Annotated in this window: 6 protein-coding genes; 5 read left to right on the forward strand and 1 reads right to left on the reverse strand. The window is 47.0% G+C overall.

The window, feature by feature from the left end:
- Window positions 1–45: 45 nt before the first annotated feature.
- The 5 genes from aepX to NSS66_RS12760 all read left to right on the forward strand — a co-directional run bounded on the left by aepX (window position 46) and on the right by NSS66_RS12760 (window position 6,139).
- Window positions 46–1,644, forward strand: a complete 1,599-nt coding sequence (gene aepX / locus NSS66_RS12740; protein WP_340959062.1) for a phosphoenolpyruvate mutase — start codon at window positions 46–48, stop codon at window positions 1,642–1,644.
- Window positions 1,641–2,783, forward strand: a complete 1,143-nt coding sequence (aepY, locus tag NSS66_RS12745; protein WP_340959063.1) for a phosphonopyruvate decarboxylase — start codon at window positions 1,641–1,643, stop codon at window positions 2,781–2,783. The genes aepX and aepY overlap by 4 nt, the downstream gene beginning before the upstream one ends.
- A complete protein-coding gene (locus tag NSS66_RS12750; RefSeq protein ID WP_340959064.1) occupies window positions 2,776–3,468 on the forward strand; it encodes a class I SAM-dependent methyltransferase in 693 nt (230 codons plus the stop codon). Before aepY ends, NSS66_RS12750 begins: the two co-directional genes overlap by 8 nt.
- Window positions 3,462–5,294 carry a 2-aminoethylphosphonate aminotransferase gene (locus NSS66_RS12755; protein WP_340959065.1) on the forward strand — a complete coding sequence of 611 codons (1,833 nt, stop codon included), beginning with the start codon at window positions 3,462–3,464 and terminating at the stop codon, window positions 5,292–5,294. Before NSS66_RS12750 ends, NSS66_RS12755 begins: the two co-directional genes overlap by 7 nt.
- Window positions 5,295–5,941: 647 nt before the next feature.
- Entirely contained in the window at window positions 5,942–6,139 is a 198-nt protein-coding gene (locus NSS66_RS12760) for a cold shock domain-containing protein (RefSeq protein ID WP_013312263.1), read from the forward strand.
- Between the two features lie 159 nt (window positions 6,140–6,298).
- Here NSS66_RS12760 and NSS66_RS12765 read toward each other — a convergent pair whose 3' ends face one another.
- Entirely contained in the window at window positions 6,299–17,374 is an 11,076-nt protein-coding gene (locus NSS66_RS12765; RefSeq protein ID WP_340959066.1) for a DUF7507 domain-containing protein, read from the reverse strand.
- Window positions 17,375–17,474 lie beyond the last annotated feature (100 nt).

The following is a 17,474-nucleotide window of genomic DNA, read 5'->3' on the forward strand; positions in this document are numbered from 1 at the left end:
TTTTAAAATACAAACTTATAACAAGTAAAAGGATGAAAGATTATAATGAAAAAAACAAAGTTGCTCAAACAAATGATTACAAGCTCCAAACTTGATTTCATTATGGAAGCTCATAATGGGATATCAGCAAAAATTGTGGAGGAAGCAGGTTTTCAAGGAATCTGGGGTAGTGGACTTACGATCTCTGCTTCACTGGGTGTTCGTGATAATAACGAAGCATCTTGGACACAAATCCTCGATGTTATGGAATTTATGAACGATGCGACGAGGCTGCCTATACTGCTAGATGGAGATACCGGTTACGGTAACTTCAACAATATGAGAAGATTGGTCAGAAAACTTGAACAGCGTGGTGTGGCTGGTGTATGCATTGAGGATAAACTGTTTCCTAAGACAAATTCTTTCATATCTGGAGAAACACAACCGCTTGCGGATATGGATGAATTCTGCGGTAAGATACAAGCTGCCAAGGAAACGCAAAGTGACGATGACTTCTGTGTAGTTGCGCGTTTGGAATCCTTTATTGCTGGATGGGGGCTGGACGAAGCTTTACGCCGAGCGGAAGCATACAGATTGGCGGGAGCAGACGCCATCCTGGTTCATAGTAAAAAAGCTGACAGTTCTGATATCGAGGCTTTCATGCGAGAGTGGGGTAATCGTCATCCAGTTGTGATTGTGCCTACTAAATATTATTCTACGCCTTCCGATCGGTTCAGGGAACTTGGAATTAACATGGTTATTTGGGCGAATCATACTTTACGGTCAGCTATCCATTCTATGCAACAGACAGTGCGACAGATTTACAAAGATCAATCTTTGATTAACGTAGAAGGTAAAATTACAACTGTGTCTGAAATTTTTAAGTTACAGGGTGCGGATGAACTGAAAGAAGCGGAGAAAAAATACCTGCCTACATCCGGAAAAAATGTAAATGCGATCATTCTTGCGGCGAGTCAAGGAAACTTGGGAGAACTCACAAGAGAAATTCCTAAAACACTGCTGAAAGTTAGCGGGAAGCCGATCCTGAGCATGCAAGTGGATGATCTAAACAAGGTTGGTATAAAGGATATTTCAGTCGTACGCGGATTTGCAAAAGAGAACGTGAAGCTGAATAATATTTCGACTATTGACAATGATCAATTTGCTTCAACCCAAGAACTGTACTCTCTTTATCTGGCCAAAGATAAGATTGGTAGTGATACTACGGTGATTAGCTATGGAGATATTATTTATAAGAATTACATACTTAATGATCTTCTTAACGATACAAACGATATTACAATTGTGGTCGATGCGGATGCTGAAGTTTCTGAAAACAATCAAGATCTTGTTGTGACTGAAAAACCTTATTCCAAAAACTTGTACTCTAGCGCTGTTAAGCTAGTAAGTGTAAGTAAATCCGGTGTTGAACAAAAATTCAATGGTGAGTTTATCGGGCTTTGGAAGGTATCCGCACAAGGAGCAGATATAGTAAAAACAGTGCTGGAACGCTTATCTAAAGAAAAAGACTTTCATACTCTTACTCTGACCGATCTATTTAATGAACTAGTTAAGATACATTCTGTTGCAGTGAGATTTATTAAAGGAGATTGGCTGGACGTGGACACGATTGTCGATCTTCAAAAAGCAGGTGAAATGCTGTGATAGATACAAAGTTGTTCGGGAAAGAGATGAAATCATTGGGGTACGACTTCTTTACTGGAGTACCGTGCTCTTTTTTGAAGGATCTGATTAACTATTCAATTAATGAGTGTGATTATGTAGGGGCTGCCAATGAAGGAGATGCAGTTGCAATAGCTAGTGGAGCCTATCTGGGGGGGCGTAAGTCTGTTGTTTTGATGCAGAACTCGGGTCTTACGAATGCCGTTTCTCCACTAACCTCCTTAAATTATACTTTCAAGTTGCCTGTTCTAGGGTTTGTCAGTTTGCGTGGTGAAGCAGGTGTCGCTGATGAACCTCAGCATGAGTTGATGGGACAGATAACAACACAACTTTTGGATTTGATGCAAGTGAAGTGGAGCTATCTTTCGAAAGATTTTGAAGAAGCTAGCAAACAATTGCATGAAGCTGATCGTTGGATTTCAAAAAATCAGCCCTTCTTTTTCGTAGTTAAGAAGGGAACCTTCAGTAAAGAGGTACTTCAAGTATCTGATGTAACAACGATCCGACACAATGTCTTGGAGGTGCAGGGGAGCATTAAGAAGCACCCTGAAAACAGGGCATCCAGATATCAAGCGTTAGAAGCCTTGAAACGCTGCAATGATCCAAAAACAGTATATCTGGCTACTACTGGATATACTGGAAGGGAACTGTACGAGGTTGAGGATTCCGAGCAAAATCTATATATGGTAGGTTCTATGGGGTGTGTGAGCTCGTTAGGGCTTGGGCTTGCTTTAAGTAGCTCCGAGTTGAACGTAATTGCTATTGATGGTGATGGTGCTTTAATCATGAGAATGGGGAATCTAGCTACTAATGGGCGTTATGGTCCAGGTAATCTGCTCCATTTGCTTTTGGATAACCAGTGTCATGATTCGACCGGTGGACAAGAAACAGTTTCAGCAAATATTGATTTTCCAGCTTTAGCAGCGGGTTGTGGCTATAAAAGAGTAAAGCGTGTAGAGGATACGGATCAACTTATTGAATTTATAGAAGAATGGAAGTCACAACCTGAACTCACATTTTTGTACATGCCGATCTTAGGGGGGGCAAAAGATGATCTCAGCCGTCCCAATGTTAAACCTCATGAAGTCAAAGAGAGATTGGTGGAGTTCATCCATGGATAATTGGAGAAATATTTGGTCACGTACTCGGCAGCTTCCGAATGCTGATCCAAACCTGCAGTTTTTAATCGATGCGGACGGTTTTAATTCCGGAGCGGGAAAAATCAGTGAGGAAGCTTGGTTTACTTACGTGAGGCATGCGGCTAGCCTTATGAAGATTCAGCCAGATGACTCATTGTTTGAAATAGGCTGTGGTAGCGGTGCTTTTTTGTATCCATTCTATAAGAATGGACACCGAGTAAGTGGTGTTGATTATTCTCCTTCTCTCATTGGAATTGCAGGTTTTGTTATGCCGGAGATGGACTTTAGTGTACAGGAAGCTGCTCATGTAGATTCCACACGTCGATTTGACATTGTCTTGGCTAATAGTGTTTTTCAATACTTTCCAAACCTAGAATATGCGGAAGAAGTGCTTCGGATCATGTGGGAGAAAACAAATAAAATGCTAGTTCTACTTGATTTGAATGATATCCAGTTCGCAGATGAAGCGTTAAGAATTCGGAAAGGATCGCTATCTTTAGGTGAGTATGAGAAGAAATATGCCGGTTTGGAACATCTTTTTTATGAACGGAACTTCGCTGAGAAAGCACTTAAGGGCAAAAGGTTTACAATAAATACTTCTAATCAGCAAATCAATAACTATGGTAACAACAAATTCCGGTTTAACGTGGTGATCGAAAAATGGTAAATACAGCAGTTATTCTGGCAGCTGGACTGGGTAGCCGATTAAAAGAACGTACGGCACATAAGCCAAAGGGCTTCCTAGAGATCGACGATTTGTCTATTATAGAACGCTCGATTCTTCAATTAATTAAGAGTGGTATTGAACATATCTGGATTGGAACCGGTTATTTAGCACAGGAGTATGAACGATTAGCAAGGAAGTACCCTGAAGTGCAATGCGTGCATAACAATCGCTATAAAGACAGTGGGAGCATGTACACCCTGTATAACATGCGGGATTCTGTACATGAGGACTTTCTACTATTAGAGTCTGATCTACTCTACGACATAGCGGGTCTGAAAAATCTGCTGGCGGATACGCGTAGTGATGTAATTCTATCGAGCGGCGCGACTCACTCTAATGATGAAGTTTATATAGAGATGGATGGAGAAGGTCACCTCATTGCGATGTCCAAGCAGATTGAACTTTTAGGCCGAGTGGATGCTGAACTTGTAGGGATATCCAAGGTGTCTTTGGATACGTATCAGCGAATGTGCCGACTGGTAGAAGCTGACTTTCATAATCACTTGAAATGGGATTATGAACAGGCATTGGTTGAGGTAGGTAAAGGAAAACTAATTTCTGTAAAAAAAATCGAAAAATTTATTTGGTGCGAAATTGATACAGAAGAACATTTACAGCGTGCCAAAGAAGTGATCTATCCGAAATTAAAGCAACCAGCAGCACATTTATTATTACCCATCAAAAGAAATATTCTACTTAATCCTGGACCAGCAACAACAACCGATACTGTAAAGCTAGCGCAAATTGTGCCAGATATTTGTCCGAGAGAACAGGAATTTGGAGATCTAATGGAGTGGATAGCTGAACAGCTTACTTTATTCGTTGCGCCAAAGAGTGAGTATGATACTGCTCTATTTTCAGGGTCGGGCACGGCTGCAGTAGAGTCGGTTATTAGTTCAGTGATCGGGGAAGGCAAATTGCTAATTCTCAGTAATGGAGCTTATGGAGAGCGAATGGCTGAGATTGCACAAGTCTATCATGTTGATCACGAAGTTTTGGAGAGCTCATCTATGCTACCGTTATCCCTGGATGCTGTTGAAACAGCGATTATAAGGAATAAAAATAAGCTTACTCATGTAGCGGTTGTTCATAATGAAACGACTAGCGGTATTTTAAACGATATTGATGCTATCGGAAAGTTGTGCGCTCTGCATGAAGTAGATCTGATTGTCGACGCGATGAGTTCGTATGGGGCAATACCGATTAATATGAAAGCGAGTAAGGTTTCTTTTCTTATATCGAGTTCAAATAAGAACTTGCAGGGAATGGCAGGAATTAGCTTTATCGTCGCATATAAAGAAAAACTCCAAAAGATTAAAGATTATAGTCCAAAATCATATTATCTGGATTTGTATAAGCAATATGAGCATTTCCAGCGTACCCGTCAGCTGCGATTTACGCCACCAGTTCAAACGTTTTATGCACTAGAACAAGCAATTATTGAGACGCAAAATGAGGGGATTGAACAGCGTTATAAACGCTATACAGAGTCGTGGCAGACCTTGATTAAAGGATTGGATCGCCTTCAGCTTCAGTATTTGGTACCAATACAGCATCATTCTAGAATTATTACCTCCATTAAGGAGCCAGCATCTAGGAACTACGAATTCGGTGCTATGCACGACTATTTGTACAACAATGGTTTTACAATTTATCCGGGTAAAATCGGTCAAACTACTTCTTTCAGAGTGGCTAATATAGGGGCAATTACTTACCAAGATATCGAACGATTCTTGAAGTCCATGGAAGAGTATCTGTCTTTGTAACAAATTAAACCTATTTAAAAAACTTAAGTTTGTAACTTTTTGGAAATATATCAATTATTTATTAATGGTGTTGCTGCAATCAGTCCAAATAGTGTAAACAGAGCCTATCTCAATTTTATTGGGACAAGGTTCTGCTTTTATTGTGAGATAAAGTTACAGTTGTAGTAACAGTTAATCGCCAAATATCAGACTATATAGACTGATTTTCGATTTTCCAGTGTCCAGATAACGTATTTTTTTGATTTTAAACCTTTTCTGTTTATGGACGCTATACTTCAAGAAGTTGTAATGAATTAGAGGTTCGTATAAAAAAATCTCTGAAAACAATTAGATTTCAATGACATAGATGGAGACCGGAGTCTTTTATATGATCTAGATGAAAAGAGAGTAAAAAAGAAACAACAAAAATTTTCAATGTTTTTTCCCTAGGAGTTTCAAACATTCACAAAGAGTTTACTATACTTGTATAGTAAACTCTTTGCTTAATATACCATTTCAATCTATAGAAATAGATTGCTTTGTAAAATTGGAATAACTATGAATGAAAACATTATCAATTCCAATTGACAATGGATAACTTTGGGTGGTATAGTCGGAAATGTGGGCGAGAGCTTCACTTCATTTGATGACGAAGGGAATGTTAGTGCATGCAAGGTAAAGTAAAATGGTTTAACGCAGAAAAAGGTTATGGTTTCATTGAAACGTCTGACGGCGGCGACGTATTTGTACATTTTTCCGCAATTCAAACAGAAGGCTTCAAAACACTTGAAGAAGGACAAGACGTGGAGTTCGACATTGTCGAAGGCGCACGTGGACCACAAGCCGCTAACGTAACCAAATTATAATCATCCCCGGCATAGCCGACCTACATAATTGGTAAGATGGTTAGCAATGGATAACGCGCTAGCAACTGCCCTGGAAAATATTCCAGGGCTTTTTTATGTTTTCTAATTACATAAAAAAGCCCCTTACCCAGTGGTAAGGAGCTCGACACAATAGAACATTTACTCTAGAGAACCATCAAAGTCAGCCATCTCCACAAAAATGGTATTGGAGGAGGCAGATTGATTCTCTATGCTTCCGTTTGGATAGCGGAATTGATAGCGCAGGATGACCTGTGCGATCAGATACGCGCGGAGCGCAGATTCGATGTCGAAAGAAAAGACGATGACGGCTTTGTGGTCTGGGTCAAGCCGACCTAACGGAATACCTTGGAGCAGATTAGGATGCGGAAGCGGCACAGAATTCACGGTAACAGTTCGTAGCAAAATGAAATCTTCGGCTGCGAATGGTGCAGTGAGCAAGAGCTCTTCCAGCGGAGTATTGCCGATGTTTTCCACATGGACGGTGAAGGACAGGGTATCTTCTTGCCCGACACGCAAAGCGCTGGAGCTAAGTGTAAGTTTAGGAATGGCTGCAATAACGGTCACGCCGACGGTGTTGGTTTGGGTTGTTTCCTGGATGGTCTCTCCTCCACTACGACGTGAGGTATATTCGATGGTGGCTTGGTTGCTGAATGTTCCCTCTGTTGGTGCTTCACGGATTTGTGCCTGGAGCGTAAGGGTGAGCGTCTCCCCTGGTGCAATATCCGGGAGCGTGATACCTGCAGCGGGATTAGCCCCTGGCTGTGCTTTTTCTTGGATAGTTAGGCTGTTGGGTACATAAATGAGTCCATGCGGCAACGGGTCTGTGAACAGCGGATACTGTGCTGGAATTCCTCCTTTGTTTGTAATCTGAATGGTGAAGGTGAGTATGTCTCCTACAGAGGCATCCGTGGTATTCACTTTTTTAACTAATTCGAGCAGTGGGAATACAACTGGGATGGTAACGGTATTCGTAGTCAATGTCCCTGATACGACTCTTCCTCCAGGTAACGTAAACGAGTAGGCAAAGGCAGCTTGATTTACGATGTAGCCAGATGGAGGCGTCTCCGATACGGTCACTTGATAAGTCAGTGTCAATGACTGTCCAGGTTCCACAGACCCCAGACTAACACCGACAGCAGGATCGGTTCCCAACAGTGATTGACCGTTCAACTGTATGCTGTCAGGAATCAATAGAGTCCCGGCAGGAATGAAATTTTGCAGTGTAACTTCGGATGTTACGTTGCCAAAGTTGTTGAGCAGTACCGCATAAGTAAGGCTTTCTCCTGCGATGGCCTCCGTATTTTCCGTAGAGATACTTGCGGCAAGCTGTGGATCAAAAACAGTTATAGTCACGGTGTTGCTGGTAACCTCGCTCGCACCCTCATTGCCAGCATATTGGAGCCGTACGCTATTGTTTAGACGTCCTCCGAGAGGCAGAGACTGAACGTTCACGCTGTAGGATACATCAATTGTCTGTCCCGCCTGTAAGCTGCCGATAAATAATGGTTCACCCGGCTTGCTAGAAGCAGGTGGAGAACCGTTAATTTTCAAGCTGTCCGGGTTTATGATGGTTCCAATCGGTACGTAATCGGCTAACACTACATCGGTAATGACTGAGCCTCCATCGTTAACAAGAGTCAGCTGATAAGGCACAGCATCGCTTAATGCGACAGTAGATACTGTTGTGCGTAGCACAGCTGACAAGGCTCCTTTACCAGTAGGGGCCACTTTAACTGAGACAGAAGGTGAAGCAGTTACCAAATTCATGCTTCGTCCGTCCGGCAGCTGGTAGGAGTAAGCCAGCGAAGCTTGATTCACCAGTGTGCCTGACTCGGAGGCACGAACGACAAGGGCGGAGAAGGCGGAAGTCGTTTTTTCTCCTGGTGCGATGGTACCTAGGGCAATGCCTTGCCCTGGACTGACCCCATAATGAGGGGTTCCATTAACCGAAACAGAGCCAGCAACAAAAGAAAGCTCCGATGGTAATGAGTCCGTCAACAAGCCAAAGGCACCGATATTTCCAGTATTTTCTGCAATGATGGAATAGGTGATGCTTTGGCCTGGCTGCACGCTCTCCGTGCTGGCTATTTTCGTCAGCTTCACCACAGGCTGGAGTACGGCAATGGTGACAGCATTGGACAAAACGGCACTCGCTTCTTCACTTTTCGTGAGTAACAAGCGCGCCTGATTCGTACGCGGTCCTGGCTGTTCTGTTGCTGTGATACGGACATCAAAGGATATGACAGTCTTGGTATTCGCTTCTAACGGTGGCAAAGGTATGCCGGTGCCGGGATCGCTTTCTGCCACCGTAGATCCATTAATCTGAACTGAACCTGTAATAAACTCGATGCCCTCTGGCAAAGTATCCAGCAAACGGGCATCTTGCACGGTATTCGTATCCTCGTTGAGGATCACGAGTTCATACGTCAAGGTATCGCCAGTAGTGGCGAAAGGTGAGCTTACGCTTTTACTTAGTGTGATGTCTAGCGGTGACACGGCAACCTCAACAATGTTGGATAAATGGAAACCGCCTGCCTCTCGCCCATCTGGTGCATTAAAGCGATAGTCTACCTCAGCCTGATCGACCAGTAATACGGTTGCAGGGATGGAAGATACCAGCACTTGGAAAGTGACGGTTGCCGATTGTCCTGGTGGTATGGCTGGAGTCGGGATGCCGGAAACTGGGCTTGCACCGGGAGCTGCAATGCCGTTAATCGAGACTGTGTTCGGAAGGAATACAGAGCCGTCCGGAATATTGTCACTTACAGTAGTTGAGGCTGCAATGTTACCCGTGTTGGATACGACAATCGTGTAAGTGATGATGTCTCCGACTGTGGCATTATTGGTATTGCTTGTTTTGACTGCTGTCAGGATCGGCTGGAAGACCGGAATGGTTATTACATTAGATGTTGAGCTACCAGCAAATGCCCCGCTGGTAAAGCTAACGGATGCCTGATTGTTTAATTGTGCCGGTGTGGGCAAGAAATCGACTCGAACCTGGAACGTAACAGTAGTAACAGCTCCTGGAGCGAGCGTACCGATGGCAATACCAAATCCAGGATTTCCATCAGGGAAGGAAGTTCCGTTTATGGTAACACTGCCATTTACAAAGGAGCTTCCCGCCGCAATCATATCTGAAACCACTATATTATTGGCTGTACTGATCCCATTGTTGGAGACAGCCAGTGTGTAGGTGATGATATCGCCAATAATGGCGTCGGTAGCCGCCGTTCCTTTGACAATGCTAACGTCTGGTGAGGATACAGAGATACTAACTGAATTGGATACCGCAGATCCGGATACAGTTCTGCCATCTGGTGGTTGGAAAGTGAATGAGCCTGATGCCTGATCGACCAGTACCTGTGGATTAGGCAGTGTATTGATAATGGTTTGGAACGTTACGGATACCGTTCCGCCTGGCAACACGGATCCAACTGGAACGCCAGCTTCGATGGACAATCCAGGTTGCGGACTGCCAGCAATGCTGACACTGTTGGCAAGGAAAGTCGATCCGGCCGGGATGTTATCGCTGATGGTAAGCGCTGCTGCAATATTGCCGCTATTCACGGCTGTAATCGTGTAGGTCAGTGTATCGCCGACGGAGGCGTTAAGAGTGCTGGATGCTTTAGTAATTGCAATTAACGGTTGGAACACAGGTACGATGAGTGGATCGGAAAAGGCAGTGCCAGTGAACGTTCCGCTAGTAAACGTGACGGCTGCAATATCTGTGAGCAGTGGTGGCTGCGGCAAAGACTGGACAGTTGTCTGGAAACTGACAACGAATGTATTTCCAGGTGCGACGTTTCCGATGGCAATTCCAGCAACCGGAGAGGCATTAGGGAAGGCTACTCCGTCGATTAGGACACTGCCCGGAACGAAGGAGGTACCTGCAGGAATTGTATCGGTTACAACAGTATCTGTGACTGAATCCACGCCACTATTCGTGATGCTCAGTGTATATCTGATCGTATCTCCGACTACAGCGGCTGCCAGGCTGGATGTTTTAATCACCTGAATATTAGGTGCAGACACAGCAACGTTGACTGTATTCGATGTGACAGAACCGCTCAGTACTCTACCGTCAGGTGGTGAGTAGGTAAAGTCCGCTTGCCCTTGGTCGGTCAATATAGGCGGAGTTGGCAGAGACGAGACGATGGTTTGGAAACTCACCGTAATACTGCCTGAAGGGGCCAGTGATCCGAGCGTTATGCCTGTAACTGGCGAAGCTCCCGGGACAAGGATGCCGTTAACGACTACGCTGTTAGGCAGTAGTTCAGAACCTGCGGGGATGTTATCTGACAGCACAGGTATAACGGCAATATTTCCGGTATTAGTTAGCGTCAGGGTATAGACCAATGTTGATCCGATCTGTGTGTTGACGGTATTGACGGTTTTGGTCAGGCCGATGATCGGCTGATAAACAGGCAAGGTAACCGGATCGGATTGCGAAGACGTGGTCAACGCGCCTGAAGTAAAGCTGACGGTCGCTTGATTGGTTATTTGCGGCGGCTGCGGCAGACTAACGACGGAGACCTGGAATGTAACTGCTGCCGAACCACCTACTGCAATGGTGCCTACAGGGATACCGGAGCTTGGTGACGCAGCAGGTACAGAAGTTCCATTTACGGTTACGCTACCCGGAACAAAGCTGGTGCTGGGCGGCAGCTGATCAGATACAACGGCATTGACGACTTGACTGATTCCGTTATTCGTAGCAATCACAGTATACGTAATGGTATCTCCGACTACGGCATCTGTAGCGGATGCTGTTTTGATAACGTCCACATCTGGCGAAGAGACCGAGACGGTCACGGACGGAGATACTGCACTTCCAGTCAGGACACGACCATCTGGAGGTTGATAGCTGTAAGCTGCGATCGCCTGATTGACCAATGTACCTGATGCGGGCAGTGAGGTAATGACTGCCTGAAAGGTCAGAGTGACGGTCGTAGCTGCACCTATGATACCTAATGGAATCCCAACACTTGGATCTGAGCCAGGTGCGGCGGTGCCATTGATCACTACACTATTAGGGATAAAGGCAGCCCCAGCCGGGATGGGATCACTAAGGACGGTATCTGCACCGATGTTTCCAGAGTTTGTAACGGAGAATGTATAGGTTACAGTATCTCCAACCGTAGCTCTTCCCGTTCCCGCGCTTTTAGTTACAGTGACGATCGGTTGATACACAGGGATGGTAACGGGATTGGATACCGAAAATCCATTAAATGCACCTGAAGTAAAGCTTACGGTCGCCTCATTGGTAATGGACGCTGGCGACGGCAGAGATTGTACGTTAAGCAAAAAGCGAATGGTAGCTCCGCCACCAGCTCCAAGCGTTCCGACAGGAATACCGTTTTGTGGGTTGGCTGTAACAACAGGCGTACCATTAATTGTAACGCTGCCCGGGACAAAGGCGGTTCCAAAAGGAATGGTATCCGTGACGATTACGCTAGTAACAGGATCGAGTCCGTTATTAAACGCAGTTATGACATAGGGGACAGAATCACCCACGACAGCGACAGCCACATCAGCTGCCTTCGTGACTGTTACATTCGGTGACGAGATCGGAATGGATACAGGCAGGGCCGCTCCGCTTCCGCTCAGCGTTCGTCCATCGGGCAATTGGAACGTGTAGCTCACAGTTGCCTGGTTGGTTAGTATGGAGCCAGGTGGTACTGATATGACCACGGCGCTAAACGAGACGGTTACCGTCGCACCTGGGGCGACCGAACCGATATTAATGCCTGTAATCGGGTCTGCTCCGGGAATGGGCGAACCGTTGACCAGTACGCTATTTTGATTCAGACTAAGCGAGCTGGACAACAGATCAAGCACGACCGTTTCTGCGGGCGCGTTGCCGGTATTGGTTACAGTGATGAAAAAGCCAAGTGTATTCCCTACGGTTGCACGATCTGCACTGAGGGTATTGGTCACATTCAAGATTGGCTGAAATACAGGCAGGCTGACCTGATTCGAGGCGGATTGACCTGCGAAAGCCCCGGAATTAAAGGAGACCGTTGCCTGATCCGTTGACAAACCTGACGCTGGCAAGGATGTTACCGTTGCCTGGAAGGTGACCGTTACTGAGCTGGCAGCAGGGATAGTGCCTACGGATACGCCTGTGGCGATGTTGGCTCCCGGTATAGTGACACCATTGACTTGTACGGAGTTAGGTATAAAAGTAGTGCCATCCGCAATCGGGTCGATAAAGACCGTCCCTGTTACGGGTGTAATGCCGCTATTTGCTGCGTTAATGGTATACGTAATGGTATCGCCGAAGGCTACAGAGGTCTGATTGACCGTTTTGGTCACGGTGACATTCGGATTGGATACGGGAATGAACACCGGATTCGATTGTGCACTTCCATTTAATGTGCGACCGTCAGGTGGCTGGAAGGTGAATGTGGCCGAACCTTGATTTAACAGACCCAGGCCAGCAGGGACAGCGTTAATGACCACTTGAAAGGTAAGAGCGACAGAAGCCCCCGCTGCAATGTTTCCGACCAGTACCCCTGATTGGGGATTGGCTCCAGCAACAGGCTGACCGTTCACGGTGACGCTATTCGGTATAAAGGAGGAACCAGATGGAATGGCATCGGTGAAGGTGGCGGTCGCTGCTAGATTACCTGTATTTTGAGCAGTGAGTGTATAGACTACGGTGTCGCCTACCGTTGCTTGACTCGTATTTGCAGTTTTAACAAGACTGACAATAGGCTGGTAAACAGGGATGACAACAGTGTTGGAGAGTGATGTGAAATTCAGTGTACCGCTGGTAAAAGAAACTGTAGCCTGATCACTCAGCTGAGGTGGGTCAGGCAGGCTGTTGACAGACACGGAAAAGGTGACGGTTGTTGACGCACCAGCAGCGATGGAACCGATTGGAATCCCCGTTAAGGGGCTGGCTGACGGCAATGTCGTTCCATTTACAATAACCGAGCCAGGAACAAAAGTGGAGCTTGTAGGAATGGTATCGTTTACCCGAACATCCGTCACGGTTTGGACTCCGCTATTGGTAGCTGTAATGGTATAGGTTATCGTATCCCCAGGAACGGCGTCAGCTACCGAAGCGCTTTTGCTTACTTGCACATTGGGTGACGATACAGGGATTGTGACAATATTGGACGAAACATTGCCGTTAACAATCCGGCCATCCGGCGGTTGAAAGGAAAAGCTGATATTCGCCTGGTCGGTGAGTTGGGGAGGTAAAGGCACGGAAGTAATCACCACCTGAAAAGTTGTTTGAGTCGCGGCTCCAGGTACAATGGAGCCAATAGACAGACCTGCTTCGGGACTGGCACCGGGAATAGGAACACCGTTGACGACCACACTGTTCGGTACCAGTGCTGAGCCTGCGGGGATATTGTCTGTCAATGTGGCAGCAGCTGCAATATTACCGCTGTTGGTTACTGCCACAGAATACGTTACGATGTTCCCGACTGTGGCTGATATAGGTTCTGCGGTTTTGCTTACGCTTAATACCGGAGCGTTCAAAGCCACTGTCACTGGGTTAGATACTGATACGCCTGAAAAAGCACCGCTGGTGTAACTGGCACGCGATTGATTGGTGAGCTGCGGAGAACTTGTTAATGGAGAGGATACCGTTACCCTGAAAGTGATTGTAGCTCCCCCTCCAGCGGCAATGCTCCCAATTACGATACCTAAAGACGGATCTCCACTGGCTATTGTGGAGCCATTCAGCGTTACGCTACCGGCAGTGAATTGAGAGCCGGCCGGGATAGGATCGGAAACGACCACATTGCTCACGGTCTGGATTCCGTTGTTGAGTAAGGTCAGGGTGTATAACACCGAATCACCCGGAATGGCGGTGGAACGGTCTGCAGTCTTCGAAATGGACACATTCGGCGCAGACACAGGAATGGATAACACGTTGGACGATGTGCTATCTGTTCGCACTCGCCCATCGGGCAACGTAAAGGAAATGGCGGCGGTGGCCTGGTCTGTCAGTTGGGATGGTGTTGGAAGGGTAGCCACTACAGTTTGGAATGTCAGTGTGATAGGGCTTTGCGGCGACACGGTTCCGATGAAAATACCTGCTGCTGGACTGGCTCCAGGCTGACTAACGCCATTGATTACCACGCTGTTCTCCATAAATGTGGACCCGGCAGGAATAGCATCTGTCAGCGTTACAGAAGCATTATAGTTGCCGCTGTTCGTGACTAACAATGTGTACAGAATCGTGTCGCCTATCGTAGCTGCTGTTGTATTTGCAGATTTGACCACACTGATACGAGGCTGATAAACCGGCACAGAGACGGTATTTGTCTGGGATGTTCCGGTAAAAGCACCACTGGTGAAGCTGACACTGGCTGTGTTTTGCAGCGGCTGCACGGATGGAACGGCATTGACCAGCACAGCATAGGACACCTGCACGGATGCGCCTGCGCCAATGGTGCCGACTGGAATGCCACTTCTTGGGTCGGCTGTGCTCACAGGTGAACCACCGACGGTTACGCTTCCGGGTACAAATGACACGCTGCCGGGGAGTGGATCGGTAATTACGGTGTTTGTGATGGGGTCAATTCCGTTATTAACGGCGTTCACGCTGTAGGTCAGCGTTTCGCCAACACTAACGGATGTGAATCCCGCAGACTTGGTTACTGCTACGTTGGGAAGAGAAATCGATACGGAAACAATATTGGAGAGAAGCGAGCCCGACAGGGTTCTTCCGTCTTGCAACTGATATGAGTATTGGAGCAGGCCCTGATCGTTTAATCCACCCCCGGGTGGTAGCGAATCCACTGTCGTCCGGAATGAGACTGTAATTTGTGCACCAGGGTTTACGGTGCCTACTGAAATTCCCGTATTAGGATTGGCGCCTGGCACTGAGGACCCGCCGACAATGACGCTTCCGGGAATAAAGGTGGAGCCTGTCGGTACAGTTTCCGTCAAGGTCGTGTTTAATACGGCTGTTCCGGTATTAGCGATGAGAAATGAATAAGTAATCGTCCCGCCAACGCTGGCACGGTTGGAGCTGGCGCTTTTGGTAATCGTCGGCGCTGCAATAACGACAGGTATGGTTACAAGATTGGACAAAGATGATCCGGTAAAGGCCCCGGAAGTGAAGCTGACAGTTGCACGATTGTTGATTTGTGCAGGAGAAGGTAGAGAATTAATGGCTGCCCGAAATACAACCGTAACCGATGCGCCTGGAGCTAAAGTGCCGATCGGAATACCGTTCACAGGTGTAGCAGTCGCAGAAGCAGTTCCGTTCACGGTGACGCTACCAGGTACAAAGGCAACTCCGCTTGGCAGCGGATCGGTAACGACTACATTGGTCACATTGGCGATTCCGTTGTTTGTGGCGGTTATGGTAAATTGAACAGTCTCTCCGACTGCGGCTGCCGCCAGGGAAGAGGCTTTTGTCACGGTCACATTTGGTGAGGATACGGGAATGGTGAGCGTGTTGGACGTCCCGCTTCCGTTCAATATACGTCCGTCAGGCGGTGTGAAGGTATACGTGTAAGCCGCCTGATCGGTCAAATTACCAGAGGCGGGAACCGCGTTGACGAGGGCCTGGAAGGTCACGGGTATAGTAGCACCTGTATTAATCGTTCCTACTGAAAAACCAGTAGCGGGATTGGCAGCAGGCACGGAAGAACCACCAATGGTCACACTGCCCGGTATGAAGGATGATCCGGCGGGAATGCTCTCCGAAAAGCTGAGATTTGCAGCAATGCTGCCCGTGTTGGATATCTGAAACGTGTACGTAATCGTATCTCCAACTGTAGCAGCCGTTGTATTGGCACTTTTAACAATTCCAATAACAGGTTGGTAGATTGGTGTACTGGCAGTGTTGGACGGAACGTTGCCAGAAATGACAGGTCCTCCAGGCACGGTTTGGAAGGAAAAGGATGCCGATGCTTGATTGCCCAGCTGGGTGTTTGCTGGCAATGAAGTAACGGTTGCACGAAATGTAATGGTCACCGTGGAAGCAGGAGCTACACTGCCCACTGTGATACCTGTAGCGGGATTGGCTGTTGGCTGGGCTGTGCCCGCGACAACAACACTGCCGGGTACGAAGGTAGCCCCAGCTGGTATGGTATCGGTAAGTACTGTGTTGGAAGCACTGACGAGCCCCGTATTCGAAATGTTAACCGTATAGGTCACAGTATCGCCAATAACCAAGCCTGTAGAGCTGGCAGTTTTGGTCAGGGTCACCAGTGGAGCATTGATATCAATTTGAATGGCATTGGCATTTACAGTGTAAATGTCACCATTTGTTGTCAGCTGGAGGACACCTGTGGTTTGGCTATTGAGCAGCGTGGAGGAAATATCGACATTGGTAATGTCCCAACCTTGCCGTCCACCCGTGACCTGCGTTCCAGGTGCTCCATTCACGGCATTAGTTGTACCGAAGGTCCCCGTCGTGACCAATGTACCGTCGTCTCCGTTAATTTGGGAAGCGAAAAAATTAGTCGAAAAATTATTAGGCCCAGACAGCGCAGTCAAACTCGATGTGGTAGGTCCAAACAACGCACGGTCACCCGTAATGTCCACGTCACCCTCTTGGGCGCTAATCAGCGCCCTACCACGCAAAGTCCCCTGCACAGGTGTGGCAAAGCCGCTCACCACTACATTGACCGAGCCTGTAGCGGTACTGACCCCTTCACCACCAACACGTAGCGACAGGTTGCGGAAGGGCAGAGACGGGTTATTGTACACCACAGCCAGCGTCCAGCCGGCATGGTTGGTGTTGGTGGAATCGGGAACCGTGATGGTGCCCGTCACATTTCCGACCGTATACGCACCAGCGCCACCTTGAATGACCAGATTTGTGACATTCGCTGTTCTCACATAGGTACTGAGACTAGTGACGTTGACCGATGTTGCAGATTCAGGACTGACCGTAGTAGATAAAGCAGGTGTCTGAAATGTGACAGGGTTGCTGGTGCTGGACAATACATTGGTACTGCCGTTGGCATAACTTCCTCCCCAAATAAGCTCAGCATACAGCACCGTACTGCCCGCAGGGAGCACAAGGAATGCTGTCGATGAGTTACTGGTAAAGGTAGAAGTCGTGCCAAATGGATACGTACCGAAGCGAGAGGCTGTATTAGTTGTGATGAACGCGCCAATGCTGGTCGCTGTTCCCGGCACTCCTACCGAATTAGAGCGTGCCAGCCCAAGTGTATTCCCTATAAAGGTGACAGCCCCCGTCTGGTTCGTTACGTAACGCTGAATAAAAGCCATGGATTAGCTTCCTACTTTCCATCTCTTCCAAATCCGTTATCTTAGGATTTTCGTATAGGAAGAGCCAGCTAGGCTGGGTGTAATAATCCTTTCGTATAAA

Source organism: Paenibacillus sp. FSL R10-2748, from assembly GCF_038005565.1.
GTDB classification, from domain to species: Bacteria; Bacillota; Bacilli; order Paenibacillales; family Paenibacillaceae; genus Paenibacillus; species Paenibacillus polymyxa_B.